12 protein-coding genes and 1 pseudogene are annotated in these 21,557 nt (G+C 71.8%); 9 read left to right on the plus strand and 4 right to left on the minus strand.

Annotated features, from left to right (window positions below; all coding sequences use genetic code 11):
- The 7 genes and pseudogenes from ACZ6CL_RS37540 to ACZ6CL_RS37570 form a co-directional block, all read left to right on the plus strand.
- On the plus strand, positions 1-3,091 hold a 3,091-nt coding region (locus ACZ6CL_RS37540; RefSeq protein ID WP_468944668.1), incomplete at its 5' end, for a type I polyketide synthase.
- Positions 3,092-3,137: 46 nt separating this feature from the next.
- Positions 3,138-7,595 (plus strand): annotated as a pseudogene (locus tag ACZ6CL_RS37545) (type I polyketide synthase); the annotation flags it as partial.
- A gap of 57 nt (positions 7,596-7,652) precedes the next feature.
- The gene (locus ACZ6CL_RS37550; protein WP_468944671.1) at positions 7,653-9,122 is read left to right on the plus strand and encodes an FAD-dependent monooxygenase; all 1,470 of its coding nucleotides are present in this window, start codon (positions 7,653-7,655) and stop codon (positions 9,120-9,122) included.
- A 70-nt stretch (positions 9,123-9,192) separates the two neighbouring features.
- Positions 9,193-10,221 (plus strand): 3-oxoacyl-ACP synthase III family protein, encoded by a 1,029-nt coding sequence (locus ACZ6CL_RS37555; RefSeq protein ID WP_468944674.1) that lies wholly within the window; start codon positions 9,193-9,195, stop codon positions 10,219-10,221.
- Entirely contained in the window at positions 10,218-12,083 is a 1,866-nt protein-coding gene (locus ACZ6CL_RS37560; protein ID WP_468944676.1) for an HAD-IIIC family phosphatase, read from the plus strand. The genes ACZ6CL_RS37555 and ACZ6CL_RS37560 overlap by 4 nt, the downstream gene beginning before the upstream one ends.
- The gene (locus ACZ6CL_RS37565; protein WP_468944678.1) at positions 12,080-12,307 is read left to right on the plus strand and encodes an acyl carrier protein; all 228 of its coding nucleotides are present in this window, start codon (positions 12,080-12,082) and stop codon (positions 12,305-12,307) included. The genes ACZ6CL_RS37560 and ACZ6CL_RS37565 overlap by 4 nt, the downstream gene beginning before the upstream one ends.
- Positions 12,304-14,157, plus strand: a complete 1,854-nt coding sequence (locus tag ACZ6CL_RS37570) for a 2-oxo acid dehydrogenase subunit E2 (protein WP_468944680.1) — start codon at positions 12,304-12,306, stop codon at positions 14,155-14,157. Before ACZ6CL_RS37565 ends, ACZ6CL_RS37570 begins: the two co-directional genes overlap by 4 nt.
- A gap of 40 nt (positions 14,158-14,197) precedes the next feature.
- Here ACZ6CL_RS37570 and ACZ6CL_RS37575 read toward each other — a convergent pair whose 3' ends face one another.
- Positions 14,198-14,797 carry a TetR/AcrR family transcriptional regulator gene (locus ACZ6CL_RS37575; protein WP_468944682.1) on the minus strand — a complete coding sequence of 200 codons (600 nt, stop codon included), beginning with the start codon at positions 14,795-14,797 and terminating at the stop codon, positions 14,198-14,200.
- Positions 14,798-14,954: 157 nt separating this feature from the next.
- Between ACZ6CL_RS37575 and ACZ6CL_RS37580 the strand changes: the two genes are divergently transcribed.
- Both ACZ6CL_RS37580 and ACZ6CL_RS37585 read left to right on the plus strand, forming a co-directional pair.
- The gene (locus tag ACZ6CL_RS37580) at positions 14,955-16,157 is read left to right on the plus strand and encodes a nucleotide disphospho-sugar-binding domain-containing protein (RefSeq protein WP_468944684.1); all 1,203 of its coding nucleotides are present in this window, start codon (positions 14,955-14,957) and stop codon (positions 16,155-16,157) included.
- A 40-nt stretch (positions 16,158-16,197) separates the two neighbouring features.
- Positions 16,198-17,457, plus strand: a complete 1,260-nt coding sequence (locus ACZ6CL_RS37585) for a nucleotide disphospho-sugar-binding domain-containing protein (protein ID WP_468944686.1) — start codon at positions 16,198-16,200, stop codon at positions 17,455-17,457.
- Between the two features lie 97 nt (positions 17,458-17,554).
- On the opposite strand, the gene ACZ6CL_RS37590 is transcribed toward ACZ6CL_RS37585, so the two are convergent.
- The 3 genes from ACZ6CL_RS37590 to ACZ6CL_RS37600 form a co-directional block, all read right to left on the minus strand.
- Positions 17,555-19,054 carry an FAD-binding oxidoreductase gene (locus ACZ6CL_RS37590; RefSeq protein ID WP_468944687.1) on the minus strand — a complete coding sequence of 500 codons (1,500 nt, stop codon included), beginning with the start codon at positions 19,052-19,054 and terminating at the stop codon, positions 17,555-17,557.
- Between the two features lie 71 nt (positions 19,055-19,125).
- Positions 19,126-19,848: a thioesterase II family protein gene (locus ACZ6CL_RS37595; protein ID WP_468944689.1), complete on the minus strand. Its 723-nt coding sequence runs from the start codon at positions 19,846-19,848 to the stop codon at positions 19,126-19,128.
- Between the two features lie 117 nt (positions 19,849-19,965).
- On the minus strand, positions 19,966-21,417 hold the full coding sequence (locus ACZ6CL_RS37600; RefSeq protein ID WP_468944690.1) for an NDP-hexose 2,3-dehydratase family protein: 1,452 nt from the start codon (positions 21,415-21,417) through the stop codon (positions 19,966-19,968).
- Positions 21,418-21,557: the final 140 nt, after the last annotated feature.

Here is a 21,557-nt window from a genome sequence, read left to right on the forward strand (position 1 = left end):
CCCCCAACCACCCACCACCCCCTTCCACTCCACCACCCACCCCGGAACCACCCCCACCCTCAACGCCCAATACTGGTACGACAACCTCCGCAACACCGTCCAACTCCACCCCACCATCACCCACCTCCTCAACACCGGACACACCCACTACATCGAAATCAGCCCCCACCCCGTCCTCACCACCCCCATCACCCACACCATCGAAACCACCAACACCAACGCCACCACCCACCACACCCTCCGACGCAACCACGGCAACCACACCCAACTCCTCACCACCCTCACCACCGCACACACCCACGGCCTCACCACCAACCAACCCACCACCAACCAACCCACCAACCACCCACACCCCCACACCCCCCTCCCCACCTACCCCTTCCAACACCACCACTACTGGCTGGACGCCACAGCTGGACCTGGCCTTGAGGACGCGGTGTCGGCGGGGCTGGACGAGGCGTCACATCCACTGCTCGCCACCATCGTCGAACTGCCCGACGGGCAGGGTGTGGTGGCGACCGGGCGCATCGGGACCCAGACGCATGAGTGGCTGGCCGGATACCGGCTGGAGGACAGGCCTGTTCTGCCCTCCGTCGCGATCCTCGATCTGGTGTTGTCCACCGGAGAGTTGCTCGGCCTGGATCACCTCGAGGAACTGACGCTGGACAGGCCCCTCGTCCTGCCCGAAGAGGGCGGCGTGGACCTGCGCGTGCAGATCTCCGGCGCGAACGACGACGGCGACCACCCGGTCAGTGTGCACACGCGGACGGCGGGTGTGTGGACGCGCCGGGCGGTCGGCGTGCTGAACGCGTCGCCCGGCACGGCAGCGGCCGAGCGGAGCGTCGCCACAAAACCGGAGCGTGCGGGCGACGACAGCCTCGAACAGCTGGCAGAGCGGCTCAGCGCGGCAGGGTATGACCACGACGGCGTGTTCCAGAGCACCCGCTCGTTCTCCGCGCCCGGCAACGGCGTCGTCCAGGCCCGGACGGCTCTTCCGGACGACGTCGGCGCAAACGGGTTCGGCTTCCATCCGGCGCTGCTGGCCGCCGCCCTCGACGGCGCGCTGGCGACGTCGTCGAAGGAGACGCTGCTCCCGCTGCGGTGCACCGGCGTGCGGCTGCACACGACCGGCGCCACCAGCGCCTTGGTCCACCTGGCCACCCGCGATGACGGCGGGGTTTTTCTCAGCGCCCTGGACGGGACGGGCCTGCCCCTCCTGACGATCGGTTCGCTCACCACCCGGCCGCTCACCGAGGCGGATCTGGCGCTCCCGTCGGGCGGGCCGCTTCACTCGCCGCTCGCGCTGGAATGGACGGAGCTTTCCGCACCGACCGGCGCGGCGGACGTGCCCATGGTGGAGACCCTGGCCGTGGCAGCCGCCTCCGAGGCGGGGCCCGAGGCCGCGCACGCCACCGCGCTGCGGACGCTGCAGGCGGTTCAGCGGTGGCTCGAGCAGGAGCAGGCCGTCGGCGCCCGTCTGGTCGTGCTCAGCCAGGGCGCGGTGTCCGCGGGGCCCGGCGACCCGATCACGGACCTGCCCGCGGCCACGGTCTGGGGCCTCATCCGTGCCGCCCAGAACGAGCACCCCGACCGCCTGCTCCTGCTGGACCACGACAACACTCGGGCGTCCCTCGGTGCGGTGGACGCGACCGTCCGCACGGCGGTCGCGACGGGCGAGGCCCAACTCGCCCTCCGCGAGGGCCGCTGCCTCGTCCCGCGCCTGGCGCCCACCGCCGAAGGCCGAGCCGAGACGCCCCTCGATCCGGACGGGACCGTCCTGATCACCGGCGGCACCGGCACCCTCGCCGCCCACACAGCCCGGCACCTGGTCACCCGGCACGGCGCCCGGCACCTGCTCCTGATCAGCCGCCGTGGCCCCGCCGCCCCGGACGCCGCCCGGATCCGCGACGAACTCACCGCACTCGGCGCCCACGTCACCATCGCCGCCTGTGACGTCGGCGACCGCGACGCCCTGGGCGCCGCGGTGAAGGACATCCCCGGCGCACACCCGCTCACCGCCGTCATCCACACCGCCGGCGTACTCGATGACGCGACCGTCACCAACCTCACGCCCGAGCAGCTGCTCACCACGCTCCGGCCCAAGATCGACGCCGCGTGGCATCTGCACGAGCTGACCGCGGACGCCGACCTGGCCGCGTTCGTCCTGTTCTCCTCCGCCGCGGGAACGCTCGGCACGCCGGGGCAGGCCAACTACGCCGCGGCCAACACCTACCTCGACGCGCTCGCCCACCACCGCCGCGCCCAGGGCCGTCCTGCGGTCAGTCTCGCCTGGGGGCTGTGGGCGGATGCCAGTGAGATGACCGGCGCGCTCAGCGAGGGCGAGGTCGACCGGCTCAACACGACCGGCCTGCGGCCGCTGTCCGTCAGCGAGGCGCTGGAGCTCTTCGACGCCTCGCTGCGCGACGCCGACCATCCGCATCTCGTTCTGACCCGGATCGACCGGTCAGCGGTGCGGCGGCATGCTCAGGACGGGACACTCCCGGTGCTCTTCGAGCGGCTCGCCCCGGGCCGGCTGCGGCAGGCCGACGCGGGCGGCGCGGCGCTGGCCGGGCGGCTGCGCGGCCTGGACGACAAGCGCCGGACTCAGGCGCTGCTGGATCTGGTGCGCGGGCACATCGCGGCCACGCTGGGGCACGAGTCCGCCGCCGACGTCGCCCCGGGGCAGGCGCTCAAGGAGCTGGGATTCGATTCGCTCACCGCCGTCATGCTGCGCAACCGGCTGTCGGCCGCGACCGGCCTCCGGCTCGCGACCACGCTGGTCTTCGACCACCCTTCGGCCACCGCGATCGCGGACCACCTGAGCGAGCACTTCGGCGAGGAGGGCAGGACGGGGGCAGGGGTCCTGCAGCCCGAGCTGGAACGGCTGGAGACCGCCGTGGCCGAGACCGACCTGGACGACGAGGGACGTGATCGGCTCGAAGCCCGGCTGCGGGCGCTGCTGCTGCGGGTCACCGACTCCCGGACGGCGCAGGACGCGAGTGCCGACGACGACCTGGCGTCGGTGAGCGATGACGAGCTGTTCGACGCGCTCGACGAGGAGCTCGGGCTTGCCGGGCTGGACGAACGATGACACGGCGCGCCTAGGAGGGCCGGCTTTCATGGACAAGCACGAGAAGCTCACCGAGTACCTCCGCTGGACGACCGTGGAGCTGCAGAAGACCCAGCAGCGGCTCGCCGACGTCGAGGACGCCCAGCGGGAGCCGATCGCCATCGTGGCGATGAGCTGCCGGTACCCGGGGAACGTCCGGTCCCCCCAGGACCTGTGGCGGCTCGTCGTGGCGGGCGGGGACGCGGTCTCCTCGTTCCCGGGCGACCGGGGCTGGGACCTGGAGGCGCTGTATGACCCGGATCCGGAGCGGGAAGGCACCTGTTACACCCGGGAGGGCGGGTTCCTCTACGACGCCGCCGCGTTCGATCCCGCGTTCTTCGGGATCAGCCCGCGCGAGGCGCTGGCGATGGACCCGCAGCACCGGCTGCTGCTGGAGACCAGCTGGGAGACGTTCGAGAACGCGGGCATCGATCCCGACTCGCTGCGCGGGAGCCGCACGGGCGTGTTCGCCGGGGTCATGTACGACGACTACGGCGCCCGGCTCATGGAGCGCACTCCGAAGGGGTTCGAGGGGTATCTCGGCACCGGCAGCGCGACCAGTGTGGCGTCCGGGCGGATCGCGTACACCCTCGGCCTGGAGGGGCCGGCCGTCACCATCGATACCGCCTGCTCGTCCTCGCTGGTGGCCATGCACCTGGCGGCGCGCGCGCTGCGCGCCGGGGACTGTGAGCTGGCGTTGGCGGGCGGGGTGACCGTCATGGCCACACCCGGCGTGTTCGTGGACTTCAGCAGGCAGCGCGGGCTGGCCCCCGACGGCCGCTGCAAGTCGTTCGCCGCCGGGGCCGATGGCACCGGCTGGGGCGAGGGGGTTGGGCTGCTGCTGCTCGAACGGCTCTGCGACGCGCGCCGCAACGGTCACCCGGTGCTGGCGGTGCTGCGCGGTTCCGCGGTCAACCAGGACGGCGCCAGCAACGGTCTGACCGCCCCGAACGGGCCGTCCCAGCAGCGGGTGATCCGGCAGGCCCTGGCCGAGGGGCTGCTCACGCCGTCGGATGTGGATGTGGTGGAGGGGCACGGCACCGGCACCGTTCTGGGAGACCCGATCGAGGCGCAGGCGCTCATCGCCGCCTACGGCCAGGACCGCCCCGCGGGCCGGCCGCTGTGGCTCGGTTCGGTCAAGTCCAACATCGGGCACACGCAGGGGGCCGCCGGGGTCGCCGGGGTGATCAAGATGGTGGAGGCCATCCGGCACGGGACACTGCCGGTGACGCTGCACGCGGCCGAGCCGTCCCCGCACGTGGACTGGACTGCTGGGAACGTGGCGCTGCTCACCGAGAACCGCGACTGGCCCGCACTTGGCCGGCCCCGCCGCGCGGGCGTCTCCTCGTTCGGCGTCAGCGGGACCAACGCCCACGTCATCGTGGAAGAGGCGCCCGAGGACACCCGGCGGGAAGCGCCGCTCCAGGCCCCGGCCCGCCCCGTCCCGCTGCTCGTCTCCGCCCGCACCGAGGGCGCGTTGCGGCACGCGGCAGGCGATTTGGCCGCGCGGCTGGGCGGTGAACCCGCCCCGCGTCCGCTGGACGTCGCGTACTCCAGTGCCACCACGCGTGCCGCCCTGGAGCACCGCGCGGTCGTCGTCGGCTCGAACGGCGCCGAGCTGACCCGTGGTCTGGAGGCGCTGGCCCAGGGCGGTCTGCTGCCCGGCAACGTGGTGGTGGACCAGGCCGTTCCCGAGCCGGGCGCTCTGGCGTACCTGTTCACCGGACAGGGCAGTCAGCGGCCTGGTATGGGGCGCGACCTGGCCGCCGCGTACCCGGTGTTCGCGGACGCGCTGGCCGAGGTGTGCGCGGAGTTCGACCGGCATCTGCCCCGCCCGCTGCGGGCGCTGATGTTCGCGGCGAAGGATGATCCGGAGGCAGGCCTCCTCCACCAGACCCGGTATGCCCAGCCCGCGGTGTTCGCCGTGGAGACGGCGCTGTTGCGGCTGCTCGGCCACTGGGGGCTGCGGCCCGGCGTCCTGATGGGGCACTCGGTCGGCGAGCTGGTAGCCGCGCACGCCGCCGGAATGCTCGACCTCGCCGACAGCGCCGCGCTCGTGGCGGCCCGTGCGCGGGCGATGCAGCGGGCCCGGCCGGACGGAGCCATGGTCGCCCTGGAGGCGACGGAGGACGAGGTGCGTGCGACGTTGGCCGGCCGCGAGCGCCAGCTCGCGGTCGCGGCGGTGAACGGGCCCCGCGCCACCGTGATCTCCGGCGACGCCGACGCCGCGCTGGCGGTCGCCGAACACTGGCGGGGGAAGGGCCGCCGCGTCCGGCGGCTCACCGTCAGCCACGCCTTCCACTCACCGCACATGGACGACGTCCTGGAGGAGTTCCGCGAGACCGCTGCGCGGGTCAGCTTCGCCGAACCGGCCATCCCCCTGGTGTCCAATGTCACCGGCGAGATCGCGGACCCGGCCCAGATGTGCTCCCCCGACTACTGGGTGGAGCACATCAGGCGGCCCGTGCGGTTCGCCGACGGCATCCGCGCCCTGCGCTCCGCCGGGGTGACCTCCTACCTGGAGGTCGGCCCCGACACCGCCTTGACCACGATGGCGCGGGAGTGCCTGCGCGAGGAGGACGACAGCGCGGGGACCGCGATGCTGGCGCCCGTGATGAACGCCAGGCGCCCGGAGCCGCAGACCGCGCTCGTGGCGGTGGCCAAGGTCCACGCGGCGGGCCACCGGGTCGACTGGTCCGCCCCGTTCGAGGGCTCGGGCGCGGTCCGCGTCGCGCTGCCGAACTATCCGTTCCAGCACCGCGGCTACTGGCTCAACCCCGGCACCGACGGTGCCGCCGGTCACGAGGGGGGACGGCCCTCGTCCCTGGAGTCCCAGTTCTGGGCGGCGGTCGACGATCAGGACGTCGAAGCGCTCAGCGGGACGCTGAGGCTGTCGGCCGAGCAACGTGCCGCCCTCTGCGCGCTGCTGCCCGTGCTGGCCGCCCAACGGCGCCGGGCGCGGTGGCACCACACCACGATGTGGCGTCCGGTCGCCGAGGTGCCCACCACCACCGGTGCGCGCCGCCCCGTCCTGCTGATCACCGGCGACGGAAGCGCAGCGGGAGGCGAACTGACCGCGCAGGTGGCCGGCGCGGTGGGTGACGCGGCCCTGCGTGTCGTCCTGCCGGCGTCCGCCACCAGTGAGGACGACCTCACCGCGATCGTGCGCGACTCGATCCCCGGCGGAAGGGACATCGCCGTCGTCGTGTCGCTGCTGCCGCTGACCGCCGCGCTGCCCAAGGCGCTGGAGCGGGCCGGGGTGGACGCTCCGCTGTGGGTGCTGACCAGCGGCGCCGTGACGGTCGGGCGGCTCGACCCGCCCGCTGAACCGGAGCAGACTGTGGCCTGGGCCCTGGGGCGGGCACTGGCCCCAGAACACCCGCGCCGCGAGATCAAGCTGCTGGACCTCCCCCGTGTGCTGGACGAACAGACGCGGCGGCGGCTGGTCGAGCTGCTCGCCGCGGCTCCCGCCGACGACCTCCTCGCGTTGCGCGGGACAGGGCTGTTCACCGCGCGGCTGGTGCGGGTCCCCCTGCCGGAGGCGAGCGGCCGGCCCGGCTGGCGGCCGGAGGGAACGGTGCTCCTGACCGGCGGTACGAGCCAGCTGGGCGGGCACATCGCCCGCTGGCTGGCCGAACGCGGTGCCGAACGGCTCGTGCTGCCCGTCCCTGTGCACGAGGACCCGGCGGGTTTCGCCCTGTTGCGCAAGGAGCTGGCGGAACTCGGCGCCGACGTGACGCTGACCGGCCTCGACCCCGCCGACCGCGACGCACTCGCACGCCTGGTCCGCGAAACGCCGCCCACCGCGGTGGTGCACGTCGCCGAGACCACCGTGGAGGGAACCGCGCAGGCGGCCGTGGTCGACGAGGTCACGGCGCAGCTGGAGCTGTCCGCCTTCGTGGTGTGCGTCCCGGGCGTGGGCGCCCTCGCCGATGCGGGGTCCCGTGACACCGTGTCGGCCCACGCGCGCCTGGAGGCGCTGGTCCGGCGGCGTCGGGAGCGGGGCGGTCCCGCGCTGTGGCTGGAGCTGGGGGTGCCGGACTGGGACGTGGCGGCGGAGGCGCTGTCCCTGGCGTCCCGGGCCGGCCTCTGGGCGGTGACGGTGGCCGACCTCGACCCGAAGGCCGCTTGGTGGCTCCGCTCCAGCCGTCTGTTCCAGGAGCTGCCCGAGTTCGCCGGCGCCGCCGGCGCCCGGGCCACCGGGCCGGACCGGACGCTGCTCGACCGGCTCGCCGCCGCCGACCAGGACGAGCGGACCGCGATCCTCCTGCACACCGTACGGGCCCAGGCCGCCGACATCCTCGGCGTCGGTCCGGGCGACAGCCTCGCCCCGGACGCCGACCTGCTCGCCCTTGGCCTGTCGTCCTTCGCCGCGCTCGAACTGAGCACCCGGTTGCGCACGGCGGGCCTGGAGGTGTCGCCGAGCCAGATCTTCGACCACCCGACCCCGGCCCGACTCGCCGCGGCCCTGCGCCCGCAGTCCTAGATCCCGGCCCACCCACCCGGTCCTCACCGACCACCGACTCCTCAAGGGGACACTCCTATGCTTCACGACGTCGTCATCGTCGGCGCCGGACCCGTCGGACTCATGCTCGCCTGCGAGCTCCGCCTCGCGGGCACGGCAGTCGTCGTCCTGGAAGGCCGCTGTGAACCGGACGCGCACGCGCCGGGCGTGGCCATCAACGGCGGGGTCATCGAGCTGCTGGAGATGCGCGGGCTGATGGACGCCTGCCGCGCTGACGGCTTCGAGTTCCCGATGGCCCACTTCGCGCACATCTGGCTGGACCCGGCGCAGCTCGCCGGCCGCTACCCGTACAACTTCGCGATGCCGCACTCCCGCCTGATCCACCACCTCACCGAACGCGCGCGGTCGCTCGGCGCGGACCTGCGCTTCGGGCACCGCGTGCACGGCGTGGCCCAGGACGCGGACGGGGTCGATATCCGGTTCGAGGGCCCGGACGGTGAGGGAGTGGTGCGCGGCCGCTACCTGGTCGGCTGCGACGGTGTGGACAGCGTGGTCCGCCAGGCGGTCGGCATCGAGTTCGCGGGAGAGGAGCGGCCCTTCCACGGGACGGTCGCCGACTTCTCCATCGAGCCGGACAGCGTTCTGGGCCAGCACATGGGCGCGAAGGAGTATCCCGCCGGGCTCTTCGCGGTGAGCCCGATCGGCGCCGGCATGGTCCGGGTGCTGACCGGCGAGTTCGGCGTCGAGCCCCCCAGCCGGGTCGGCGCCCCGCCGCTGGCCGAGATCCAGGCCGCCGTGCGCCGGCTCGCGGGTGTGGAGTTCACCAGTGGCGAACCGGCCGGGGCCACCCGGTGGTTCGATGTGACGCGGCTCGCCGAGCGCTACCGCGCGGGGCGGGTCTTTTTGGCGGGGGAGGGAGCGCACACCCACTTCCCGCTGGGCGGGCAGGCGCTCAGCACCGGCATGGACGACGCGGTGAATCTCGGCTGGAAGCTCGCGGCGGACCTCGCCGGGTGGGCGCCGGAGGGGCTGCTCGACACCTATGAGGCCGAGCGCCGTCCGGTCGCCCAGCGGGCGTGCCTGACGGCCCGCGCGCAGGTCGCGCTGCTCAACCCGCTGACGGAGCTGCGCGAGGTGTTCGCGGAACTCGTGCGGTTCCCGGACGTCAACGAGTACTTCGTGAGGATGGTCGGGGGCACCGACACCCGCGTCCCCTTCGAAGGGGATGATCCTCATCCGCTGCTGGGCCGCCGGATACCGGGGGTGGCCGCCGCGGTCCAGGCCGTTCCCGAGCTGGCCGGGGCGTGGGCGGCCGGCCGGGGCGTCCTGCTCGACCTGAGCGACGGCCCCGGAGACGGCGGTGTGGACATCACCGGCTGGACCGACCGGGTTTCCCTGATCCGTACGAAGCCGCTCGCCAACGTCGAGGCCGAAGCGGTCCTGCTCAGGCCGGACGGCCGGGTCGTGTGGGCGGCGCGGCCCGGGGACGGCGGCGAGGGTCTCGCCGAGATCCTCACGACGCGCTTCGGCGCCCCGGCCACCGCATAGAAGTGATCACTTAGGGCTGCTTAAGCCGCGCCGTGCAGCATGGCCCTGGCAGCTGAAAAGAGGACGAGGCATGACCGTCTACCTTCACTCGGCCGGGACAGTGCTGCCCGGCCCGGCCATAGGCATCGCGTCTTTGGCCAAGAAGTTCAACCTGCCCTCCGTGTGGGAGCAGTGGGTGGAGTCCTTCATCGACACCCCGGCCCGGCACTACTCGGTCGACCTGGACTCCGGAGAGCTCCGGTTCTCCCTCGCCGATATCGCCACGACCGCCGGGGAGCGGGCGCTCGCCGCCGCCGGGACCGCGCCGTCCGAGGTGGATCTCATCATCATGGGCACCTCCTCGCCCGACATGCTCATGCCCGCCACGGTCAACGTCGTCGCCGACCGGCTGGGCATCAACGACGTGGCCACGTACCAGCTGCAGTCGGGATGCGCGGGCGCGATCCAGGCACTGGACGTGGCGCGTCGGCTGCTGGGTTCCGGCGAGCACCTCACCGCGCTGGTGATCGGCGCCGACTCCTGCGCCAAGCACCTCGACCTCTCGGTGGACGTCAGCTCACTGCCGCCCGACGAGCAGGTCAACGGCGTGCTGTTCGGCGACGGCGCCGGGGCGGCCGTGCTCGGCACCGAGCCGGGGCCGCACGGAGTCGAGCTGCTGCGGACACAGGTGCGGTGCGTCGGGCTCGGGCGCAAGCCCGGCCAGACCCTGAACTGGTTCGGCGGGGCCGACCGCCACCTGGACCGGCCCGCCGCCGTCGAGGACTACAAGGCGGTCCAGGACGCGGTCCCGCCCCTGGCCGTCGAGGCGCTGGAGGAGATGCTCCACGCGCTGGACTGGGACCGGGGCGAACTGGACTACGTACTGCCGCCGCAGCTGTCGGGACGCATGACCGACGCGATCCACGCCCGGCTGGATGTGCCGGACGCCCAGGAGGTCAGCTGTGTCCGGGAGACCGGCAACACCGGCAACGCCCTGCCGTTCTTCCAGCTGGAACGGCTGCTGCCGCGCATGATCGCCGGTGACCGCGCGGTGGGCGTCGCGATCGAGTCCAGCAAGTGGATCAAGGCCGGGTACGCGCTGGAGAAGGTGGCCGCGTGACGCTGGCCGAACTGCACACATCAGGACGGCTGGCTGCCTCCTATCCGCTGGTCCAAGGCCTGCTGGCCGATCTCGACGACGAGGAGCTGGACAGGGCCGGACGCCTCCTCGCCCGGCTCGACCCCGCCGAGGTACTGGACGCGCACCCGGCCACCCCGGTGCTCGGGGTCGCGGTCACCGGGCACCGCACGCTCGGCCCGCTGGTCGCTCCGCTCACCGCACAGCTGGCTCGCCACGGCCTGCTCATGCGATCGCACCTGTCCGACTTCGACGCCTACGTCTTCGACCTCGGCGACCCGAAGAGCACGCTGTACGAGGCCGAGCCCGACCTTGCCCTGTGCGTGCTCGACCCCGACATGGTGTTCGACGAGGTACCGGTGCCGTGGACGGCAAAGGACGCCGAACGGGCCCTGGAGGCCCTGGTCGCCAGGGTGCGGGGCCTCGCGGCCGCCTTCGACCGGCAGGCCGGGGCCACCCTGGTGCTCAACACCCTCCCGATGCCCCGGCGGTTCACCGCCCAGCTCGTCGACCACCGCTCGCGCGCCCATCTCGGCGCGGCGTGGCGCACGGCCAACATCCGGCTGCTGGCACTGGGTGAGGAGATTCCCTCGGTGATCACAGTGGACCTGGATCCGCTGCTGGCCGATGGCATCCGAGCCGAGGACGCCCGGCTCGGCCGCTACGCCAAGACCGGCCTGTCCCCCGCCCTGCTGGCCCAATACGCCCGCGAAGTCGGCCACATCGCCCGCCATCTGACGGGGCGCACCAAGAAGGCGCTGGTCTGTGACCTGGACGGCACGCTGTGGGGCGGGGTGCTCGGCGACGACGGGCTGGAGGGCATCGAGGTCGGCGAAGGGCTGCGCGGGGAGGCGTTCACCGCGTTCCAGAACGTGGTCAGACAACTGGGCTCCCAGGGCGTCCTGCTGGCCGTGGCGAGCAAGAACGACCCCGAGCCGGTCGAGGAGGCGCTGCGCCGCCACCCCGGCATGGCCCTGCGCCCCGACGACTTCGTCCAGGTGACGGCGAACTGGCGGGCCAAGCCCGACAACCTCCGCGACCTGGCGCAGGACCTCAACCTCGGCGTGGACTCCTTGGTCTTCACCGACGACAGCGCCTACGAGTGCGGGCTCGTCCGGCACGCGCTGCCCGGCGTCGCGGTCGTCCGGCTGGACGAGGAACCCGCCCGGCACATCGAACGGCTGCTGCACGACGGGTGGTTCGACACCCGCGAGCTGAACGCCGAGGACCGCGCCCGCCCCTCCCGGTACCGGGAGGAGAAGGTCCGGCACACGTTCCTCAGCTCGTTCGACTCGATCGCCGACTACCTGCGCGAGCTGGACGTCTGGGTGCGGCTCTCGCCGGTGGCCGAGGAGGAGATTCCCCGGGCGGCGCAGCTGACCCTGCGCACCAACCAGTTCAACGCGACCGTGCTGCGGTGCCGGCCGCCGCAGGTGCGTGAGGCCGCCGCCGGTCCTGGCCGGCGCGTGCTCGGCATCCACGCCGGGGACCGCTTCGGTGACCACGGCATGGTCGGGGTGATCTTCACTCGCGAAGCGGGCGACACCGTGCGCATCGACAACTTCGTCCTCAGCTGCCGGGTGTTCTCCCGCGGCATCGAGACGGCGTGCCTGAGCGCGGTGCTGGCGGATGCGAGGGCCGCCGGATCGCGCGCGGTCGAGGCGGTCTACCGGCCCGGCCCGAAGAACTCGGCGGTGCGGGCCTTCTACCCCGACCACGGCTTCGCCCTGTCCGGCGAGGAGGACGGCGTCCTCACCTTCCGGCACGACCTGTCCGACCCCGCCGGCCTCGTCGCGCCGCCCACGCACATCCGATTCACCGAGTCTCTGGGGGAGAGCCGTTGACCACCATCGACAGTTTCCTGGTCCTGGTCCGGGACGAGATCGGGCTGGACGTCGGGCCCGAACACGCGCACGTGCCGCTCGACCAGGTCCCCGGCTGGGACTCGTTGCACCTGCTGGTCCTGCTCACGGCGCTGGAGCGGCAGACCGGGCGGTCGATCTCGCTGCCGGAGGTGCTGGAGGCCGACAGCCTCCACAAGATCCACGAAGTGGCGGTGCGGGCATGACGATCAGGCCGCTCGCCAAGGAGCGACGCCCCACGCTGTACTTCCTCCGGGAGATCAGGCCGTTCGCGCCGGTCCACCTCGACACCGAGGTGGACATGACCCGGATCAAGGCCCACCGGACAAGGGCCCGTGAGGCGGGCCGCCACTACTCGTGGCTGAGCTATGTGCTGCTGGTGGCCAGCCGCGCCCTGGCGGCCCACCCGGAGGCCAACGCCGCGATCCGCGGGGGCTTCCGCCCGAAGATCGCCCGGTTTCCCTCGGTGTACGGCAAGTTCACGATGGACCACACCGTGAACGGGCAGCGGGTGGTGCTGTCGGCCGTCCTCCCGCACCTTCAGGTCACCGGCCTGGACGAGATCCAGCGGCAGGTCGACCACTACGTACGCGGTGACGCCGAGCAGCTCCCGGAGTTCGCCGGGGCCCGCCTGATCCAGCGTCTGCCCCTGCTGATCGGCGGCGCGGCGTACCGTTCACGCATCCGTCCGCTCCGTACCCGGGCCGCCACCATCGGATCGTTCGCGGTCACCTCGCTGTCGCACAGCGCGGTGGACGGGTTCCACTCCACCGGCGGGTCCACCGTCACGCTGGGCCTGGGCCGGATCGCCGACCGGCCCGTGGCGCGCGAGGGTGAGGCGGTCGTCGCGCCCGTGATGCGGCTGAACCTCACCTTCGACCACCGTGTGATCGACGGCGCCGAGGCCGCGGACCTGCTGACGGACATCAAGAAGTCCATGGAGGACTTCCGGGAGGACACGCCCGCGGGGGATCTTGGCACCAATGACGTGGGCGAGCTGAAGCAGTTCGTGCTGGCCCACACCAAGGGGCAGAAGATCCTCGGCCACGAGGACGTCCTGGCCCGCATCCGCACCGACGGAGACGGCGACGGCTCGTGGACGGCGGAGTGGTCCCGGTCCGCGGGGGAGCTGGAACGTCAAGGGCAGCTGCTGGACTCCTGCCGTCACTACGCCATGGCCCGGTTCCCGTTCGTGGACGGCCCCGCCCGGCGGCAGGCGCTGGAGGATGCCGTCCGGACGTTCGAGCAGTGGCGCCGTGCGGACCAGGACATCGAACGGCTGGAGCTCGATCTCCCGGAAGGGCGCGTCGTCGCGTGGGCGACCGGTCTGTCCGACGGGGTACGACGGCCGGTGATGGTCGTCAGCGGCGGCATCGTGACGGTCAAGGAGGCGTGGGCGCCGACGCTGGCCGCCATCCGCCGGCTCGGTATGGCCGGGATCATCACCGAGATGCCCGGAGTGGGCGAGAACACCCTGCGCTATGACAAGGACAGCTGGCAGATGCTGTCCCGCCTGCTCGACCACGTGAGCGACCGGGCCGACACGGCGAACTCCCACATGCTGGCGCTGAGCTTCAGCGGCCACATGGCGCTGCGCTGCGCGCTGGAGGACAGCAGGATCCGGGCGGTGCTCACGGCCGGAGCGCCCGTCCACGACTTTTTCTCCGACCGACAGTGGCAGGCCAGGTTGCCTAAGCTCACCGTGGACACTCTGGCGCATCTGACGGGTGAGAAGCCGGGGGCCGTGCTCGAGCGGATACGGGAGTGGGCGCTGCGGCCCGAGGAGCTCCGCGCGCTGGACATCCCGGTTCGCTACGTCGCCTGCGCGCGGGATGAGATCATCCCGGGATCGGATGTCGCCCTGCTCCGTGAGCACGTCCGCGACCTCGAGATCCTCACGCACGACGACGTGCACGGGGCTCCGTCTCACGCCGCCGAGACGCAGCTGTGGCTGATCCGGTCGCTGCTGCGGACCGTCGGCGGGAGAGCCCCCATGGCCGCCGTCATCGGCCTGCTCTACCGCCTGGCCCGGCTGCGTGCCTCTTCCCCGGGGTGAGATCCCGTGGGCTGGCGGTCTGCTTCTGGCGGCCGCCGGTTCAGCGGGCCGGTTCGGGCAGGCCCAGGGAGGTCTTCTCCAGCGCGAGGCGAATCGAGTCCGACAGCGGTGTGTCCTGCCCCGAGTCGATCCAGAACTCGATCGCCACGCGGACCGCGCTGACCACGGTCGCGGCCATCAGCCGCGGGTAGATGTCGGCGTCGGCGTCCACGCCCAGGCGTTCGGCGATGCCCGCGGCCAGCGCCGCCTCGCGCGCCGCGTGCACCTTGAGGTACTCGCTGCCCAGCGGGGAGGCCGCCACAGCGAGCCGCACCTTGCTGACCAGGTCCCGGTCGCGCGTGTCCCCGGCCATGAGGGCGCTCAATGTGGCGTTGACGACCGCGGCCCACAGCGGCTCGTCGCTCGGGCGTTCCCGGAGGTACTCCTGGATCGCCGCGGACCGGTCGAGGTCAACGCCGTAGATCGCCTCGTTCTTGCTGCGGAAGTAGTTGCTGAACGAGCGCGTGGACATCCCGGCCCTGGCCGCGATGTCCTCGACCCGGACGTTCTCCCATCCGCACTCGACCGCCAGGCTGAGGGCGGCTTCGCTCACCGCCCGACGCACGGCGGCGGTCTTGCTCTCGCGAACCGTTGGTGACACGGCCCCAGCATCCCACAGCTGTGCGGAGTGCGCAGATTCCTGCCCCGTCCGCACCGCGTTATGGTCCACGGTCGCGGCGGCGATGTGTTTTCAGTCCTCTTTTAGGGGGGTGGGGTGGACTGGGTGAAACAGCGTCAGCCATCCACGGGGGTATGCCGTGCGCGTCCTGTTCACTCCGTTGCCCTCCAAGACCCATCTTTACCATCAGGCTCCGCTGATCTGGGCCTTCCGCACCGCGGGGCACGATGTGCGCGTGGCCTCGCAGCCGGCGCTCACCCCGACGACGATCGGCATGGGGCTGCCCGCCGTGGAGGTTGGGGAAGGCTACGACTTCATGGGCGGCATGGTGAAGCTCAGGAGCGGCAACAGTTTCAGCCCGGCGCAGCTGGAGGCGATGTCCCCCGGGGAGAAGAAACGCCTCAGGGACGAGCGGTTCACGCCCGTGGTCGAGCTGGCCACCAGGATGGCGCCCGGCCTCATGGCGTTCGCCGAGCGCTGGCGTCCCGACCTGATCGTCACCGACCCGATCGTGATGGCCGCTCCCCTGGTCGCGGCGGCGCTGCGCATCCCGCTCGTGCGCAAGATCTGGGGTCCCGACATCATCTACGGCCACCCGCTGCAGGGGCAGCCCGTCGACGGCACCGAGCGCGAAGCGTGGCCCACCGGGCTGGGCGAGCTGTTCGACCGGTACGGGGTCGAGGTGCGCAACGACTACCCGCTGCGCACCGTCGACCCCTGGCCGCCCAGCCTCAAGCAGTTCGGCCGCCCCGACGGTCGCGTGCCCGAGCGCTACATCCCCTACAACGGGGCGGGTACCGTCCCGGAGTGGGTGCTTGAGCCTCCCGGGCGTCCCCGCGTGTGCGTCACCTGGGGAACGACCAACAGCGTCCTCGGCGGTGACCCCTCTTTGCTGCCGCGCGTGGTCGGCGCGCTCACCCGGCTCGACATCGAGCTGGTGGTCGCGGTCGCCCCCGCCGACCGGGCGCAACTGGGCGAGCTGCCCGGTAACGTGCGGGTCGCGGAGAACCTGCCCATCAACCTGCTGCTGCCGAGCTGTTCGGCGATCGTCAACCAGGGCGGAGCCGGGTCGGTGCTGACGGCGGCGCACCTCGGGGTGCCGCAGGTGCTCATCCCGGAGACGGCGGAGACGCCGATGATCTCGCTCGCCTTCGCCGGTGGCGGCTCCGCCACTGTTCTCGAGGCCGCCACCGTGGACGCCGACGCGATCGCGTCCGCTGTGACCACCGCCTGCACGGACGAGGTGATCGGGGCGGCCGCCCGGAAGATGCGTGAGGAGATCGCCCAGATGCCCTCGCCCGCCGAGGTCGTCCACACCCTTGAGAATCTTGTCGCGCGCTGACGAGCCCCTGGCCGCTCAGAGCCCCAGCCGGAGGAAACCGTTGCGTATCCTGTTCACTCCCGTCGCCGCCACGACCACCCCCCTCTTCCACATGGTGCCGCTGGCCTGGGCCTTCCGGGCGGCCGGGCACGATGTGCGGGTGGCCGCGCAGCCCGAACTGAGCCAGGCGATCATCGACGTCGGGCTGCCGGCCGTCGAGGTCGGTCACGGCTACGAGATCATGGACGGCGTGCTGCGGTCACGCGGTGGCCGTCGCGTGATCGAGGCGCCGGCCGGCCAGTGGGCCGACAGCGGCCTGGCGGACCCCGTCGAAGCCGGCAGGCCCCCCGCTGACGAGCACGCCGATCTGCGGGACGCGGCCATGGCCCCGCTGGTGGAGGCCGCCGCCCGGATGGCGCCGGATCTGCTGCGGTTCACCGAGCGCTGGCGGCCGGACTTGCTGGTCACCGACTCGATGGTGTTCGCGGTCCCGTTGGTCTCGGCGCTGCGGGGGGTGCCGCTGGTCCGGCAGACCTGGGGCCCCGACGTGATGCGCATGGTCAGTCAGCCGCTTCAGGGCCAGGCCGCTGGCGGCGATGTCCGCGCCGAGTGGCCCACGGGGCTGCCCGAGCTGTACGACCACTACGGGGTGGAGGTCCGCAACGACTATCCGGTCCGCACCGTCGACCCCTGGCCCAGCAGCCTCCAGTTCCCCGGCCTGAGCGGGCGGCTGCCCATGAGGTTCATCCCGTACAACGGCGCGGCCGCCGCCCCGGACTGGGTGCTGGAGCGCCCCGGCCGTCCCCGGGTGTGTGTCACCTGGGGCACCTCCACCGCCGCGCTCGCCGGTGACGAGGCGTTCATGCTGCCCCGGGTCGTCGAGGGGCTCGCCGGTCTCGATGTCGAGGCCGTGCTCGCGATCAGCGCGGATGACCGCAGGAAGCTCGGCGCGCTGCCCTCCAACGTCCGTGTGGCCGAGAACATCCCGCTGCACCTGTTCATGCCGACCTGCGACGCCATCGTCCACCAGGGCGGCACCAGTTCGCTGCTGACCGCGGCCTGCCATGGCCTTCCCCAGGTCATGATGCCGCAGACGGCCGACAATCCGTTCAACGCCGCCAACTTCGCGGCCAGCGGCGCCAGTGTCACGCTCGACGCGGCCGTGACGGGTGCCGGTGAGGTCGCCGCGGCGGTCACCGGGGTGCTCACCGAGCAGACCTGCCGGGTGGCGGCCGAGAAGGTACGCGAGGAGATCGCCCAGATGCCTCCTGCGGCCACCATCGTCCGCTCCCTTGAGGAGCTGGCCCGGACCCAGGGATGAGGAGCAGGGGGGAGGAGGGGTGCCCGAGCGTGTCCGGCACCCCTCCTCCCCCGGTGCTTCCAGGGCGCGCGGGCCGGCCTTGGCCGCGCGCCCTGCGTCAGCCGATGCCCTGCGCGAAGGTGAAGAAGCCGTGCGGGTCGTAGGTGTGCTTCGCTGTGACCAGCCGCGGGTAGTTCTCCGCGTAGTACGCCTGCCGCCAGTCCTCCAGGTCGGGGTCGATGTAGTTCTGGTAGGTCTCATGGGTCGAGTACCGGTCGGTGATGGAGAAGGCACGGTTGATCCAGGCGCGGGCCGCCGTCCGTTCCTGCTCGTTGTCCATCACCGCGGGAAGTACCGTCGCCCAGTCCACCGAGAACCGGGCGTCCCGGTGGACGTACGCGGTCGCGGTCCGTGGCACCTCGGAGGAGGCTCCGCCGAGGGCGAACAGGTGGACGAACCGGATGTGGCCGGCCCGGCGGTCGGCGTCGAAGGCACTGAGGATCTCGTCCACCCCAACGGACGGGATGTCCTCTTTGAACAGGCGTGAGCGATCGATCTGGAAGCCGGCCCTGGGCAGGGTGGCGTCGGGGTTCTGCCCTACCCGGTGGCACTGGGCGACGGTCTTGTCCGAGCACTTGAACCAGGACATCATGCCGTCGCGGAACCCGAGGTCCTGCACGTCGCGGCCGGCCGGAGCGTGGCCGATCGTCGAGATCAGGGCGTCCAGGTGCGGTTTGAGGTCCTCGGGCGAGCCGAGGAAGGTGCCGTCGGTCATCAGGAGCGGCGTGCCCTCGGGGCTCGCGTTGAAGAGCCCGAGCAGGCACCGGCCGCCCAGCTGCCGGGGTGCGCTGGGCAGCCAGCGCTGCCAGCCCTCCACCACGTCCTTGACGTGGTCCCAGGCCCAGGCCAGCGTGTAGTTGACCATCCGGGGGGTGAGGCTGTTGCGTCGTTCGTAGCGGGTGACGATGCCGAAGTTGCCGCCCCCGCCGCCGCGCAGGGCCCAGAACAGATCCGGGTTCTCCTTCTCGGAACAGTTGACCACCTGGCCGTCGGCGAGCACGGCCTGCACGGATTCCAGCGAGTCGCAGCCGAGGCCGAGCGCCCGGGTCTGCCATCCGATGCCGCCCCCCTGCAGGTAGCCGCCCATCGCCACGGTCGGGCAGATCCCGGAGGCGAGCCCGATGCCGTGTGAACCGGCGGCGTCGACGAGGTCGGTGAGCTGGGCGCCGGGGCCCACGACCGTGGTCCGCTCGCCCACCTTGATCCCGTTCAGCTTGGACACGTCGATGACCAGGCCCTTGGTGGTGGAGTACCCGCCGTAGCTGTGCCCTCCGCTGCGCGCGACCGCGGGAGTGCCGTTGTGCTGGGCGAAGGCCAGACACGTCCGGACGTCGCTGACGGTCTCGCAATAGGCCACCGCGGCCGGGTGGACCGCGTCGAACGTCGCCCGGTGCAGCTGCTTGGCCAGGTCATAGCCGCTGTCTGAGGGCAGTACCAGGCGGCCTGTCAGCCTCTTGTGCAGTCGCTCCCATTCGGTGTTCACCGCCAGGGCGCTGCCTTCGGTCCCCACGGCACCGAGGCCGGCCGCGGCCAGCGCGGCCACTCCGCCCTTCAACACTGCTCTTCGTGTAGACACGCATTCCCCCATGCTGCGTTTGGTTTGAGTGGCACTCAGTATGGGGAAGGGGGCTAAATCCGTGCTTGGGCATTCAGGCGCTCGGTGACCAGGCGCACGATCGCCTCCCGGTGGCTGGCCAGGAAGAAGTGTCCGCCTGGGTAGACGCGCAGCTCGAACCCGGCCCTCGTGTGCTGTTCCCACGCGCGGGCGTCCTCGAGCGTCACCTTGGGATCGTTTGCTCCGGTGAGGGCCGTGATGGGGGCGTCCAGCCGTACGTCCCCGGTCAGCCGGTAGGTCTCCGCGGCCTTGTAGTCGGCACGGATCGCGGGCAGCGCCAGCCGCATGAGTTCCTCGTCGCCGAGGGCGCGGGCGTCGGTGCCCTCGAGTTTCGCCAGCTCCGCGAGGAGACGGTCGTCGTCGAGGAGGTGCGCGAGCTGGCCTGCGGGCCGTGCGGGCGCCCGTCGCCCCGAGGCGAACAGCCGGATGGCCTTCGCTTCGGGAACGGCCTCGATCCGGCGCATCAGCTCGAACCCGAGCGTCGCCCCCATGCTGTGCCCGAACAGGGCCACCGGCCGGTCGAGGTAGGGGCGCAGGTTGTCGAAGGCCGCGTCGGCCAGGGCGCCCATTTCCTCGATGCACGGTTCCCTGCGCCGGTCCTGGCGGCCCGGATACTGCGTTGCCAGCACGTCCAGGCGGGCGCCGAGCGCCTGGGCGAGGGGGAGGAAGTAGGAGGCTGAGCCGCCCGCGTGGGGAAGGCACACCAGCCGTATCGGCGCCTCTTCGGACTCCGGCACGAACCTCCTGAACCAGTGTGCCCTCTGGGTGGCGGACACCGTCATCCGTTTCCTCTTCTTCCGTGTCGCTTCAGCTCCGGCCGGCGATCCCGTGTTGGTTTGGGGCCTCTTCCGCGCCTACCAGAGGGAACTGAGGCAGGTCAGCAGGCTCCGTGTCTGGACGTTGAGGTAGTTGGTGTGCAGCCGCATCGCCAGGATCTGACGCAGCGTCATCCAGCGGAAGTCCGGGTGGGGTTCGAGGGCTCCGGGGTCGTCGCATTCGACGACCATGTAGCGGCATTGCGCGTGGTAGAACCGGCCGCCCTCCTCCGACAGCTCCACGTCGTAGCGGACGTTGTCGGTCGCTTTGAGCACGTAGTCCAGGAAGCGGGGGCGCCGTTCGGGCGGTTCGTCGGCGTAGTTGACGGGGCTGCACTGGACGGTGGGGCCGAGTTCGACGACGTCCAGGAATCCCGGCTCGACGGAGGCCTGCATGAGGATGTGCAGCACTCCGTCGATGCGCGCGGTCAGGAAGGCGACGATACCGGTGTCGCAGGGGGCCAGCAGGGGCTGGGACCAGGCGGTGACCTCGCGCTGGCCGCTTTCCACCGAGACGCCGATGACCTTGAAGTGCTTGCCCTCCCGGTGCGCGATGTCGTCCTCGGAGACCTGCCAGTCGCGCAACGCGGACAGCGGGACGCGATCGAGGCGCACGTCGGTCTCGGTCCGCACGTCATTGAGCCAGCTGAAGATTTCGACGCGGGTGTGGCGGCCGTCTGCCTCGCCCGCTTGGAGCGAGCGGCGCAGGTCGGCCGCGAACGCCGGGTCGGGAGCGTCGTCCACCAGGTCCTCCGGCCAGTCGGAGGCCGCTATCGGCAGGCAGGCCAGGACCGTCCGGGAGTCCATGTTGATCAGATTGGGCTCGGCCATCAGCCGCCGGATCTGGCCGAAGGTCAGCCAGCAGAAGTTGTCGCGGGCGGGCACCTCGCCGGTGGTCTCGATGACCATGTTGCGGTTGCGTTTGCCCAGGAACCAGGTGCCCTGCTCGGACTGCAGCACGTCGGTGATCACCCGGCCGCGGCTGGAGCGCAGGAAGTGTTCCAGGTATGGCGTGGACGCCCCGCCGTGCACCTTGCTGTAGTTGCTCTTGGTGGCCTGCACGGTCGGGGAGAGCTGGAGCTGCCGGCGGTTGCCCGGTTCGACCTTGGCCTGCATCAGGAAGTGCAGGACGCCGCCGAACTCCTTGGCCACCAGGCCGAGAATGCCGACCTCGGGCTGGTTGATGAGCGGCTGTTGCCAGGACAGGGGCCGTGGCCCGCCCCGGGTGATGTCCATGCCCTCGACGCTGAAGAACTTGCCGCTGTCGTGCGCCAGGGTGCCGTTGCCCTCGGTGAGGTGCCAGCCCTTCAGCTGGGCGAACGGGACCCGCTCGACCCGCGTTTGGGCCCTCTCCTCGCACCGGGCGAGCCACGCGGCGAATTGCTCGTTCGTCGTCGCCACCCCACCGGTGGCCAGGCCCGACCGCAGGAGACGAGCCCCGTCGCAGAGGTTTCCGGTCCGCGGTCCCGGCTGACTGAGGATGCCACTCATGACTCGCCCTTCCCTGAAACCGCTGCTCCCCTGGGTGCGGGCTCGGCCCGTGCGGAGACCACATCTCGGCCCGGCATATTCTGCCGGCCCTCAGTAAAACGAGCCTTAAATTCTCCGGGCCTCCTATTCGGTGGTGTGCG

The organism is Streptomyces sp. NPDC041200, from assembly GCF_055591805.1.

What these genes read in the sequence shown, in the direction of transcription:
- ACZ6CL_RS37600 (WP_468944690.1), bottom strand. Translation starts at nt 21,417, where the DNA reads ATGAGTGGCATCCTCAGTCAGCCGGGACCGCGGACCGGAAACCTCTGC.
- ACZ6CL_RS37570 (WP_468944680.1), top strand. Translation starts at nt 12,304, where the DNA reads ATGACGATCAGGCCGCTCGCCAAGGAGCGACGCCCCACGCTGTACTTC.
- ACZ6CL_RS37555 (WP_468944674.1), top strand. Translation starts at nt 9,193, where the DNA reads ATGACCGTCTACCTTCACTCGGCCGGGACAGTGCTGCCCGGCCCGGCC.
- ACZ6CL_RS37550 (WP_468944671.1), top strand. Translation starts at nt 7,653, where the DNA reads ATGCTTCACGACGTCGTCATCGTCGGCGCCGGACCCGTCGGACTCATG.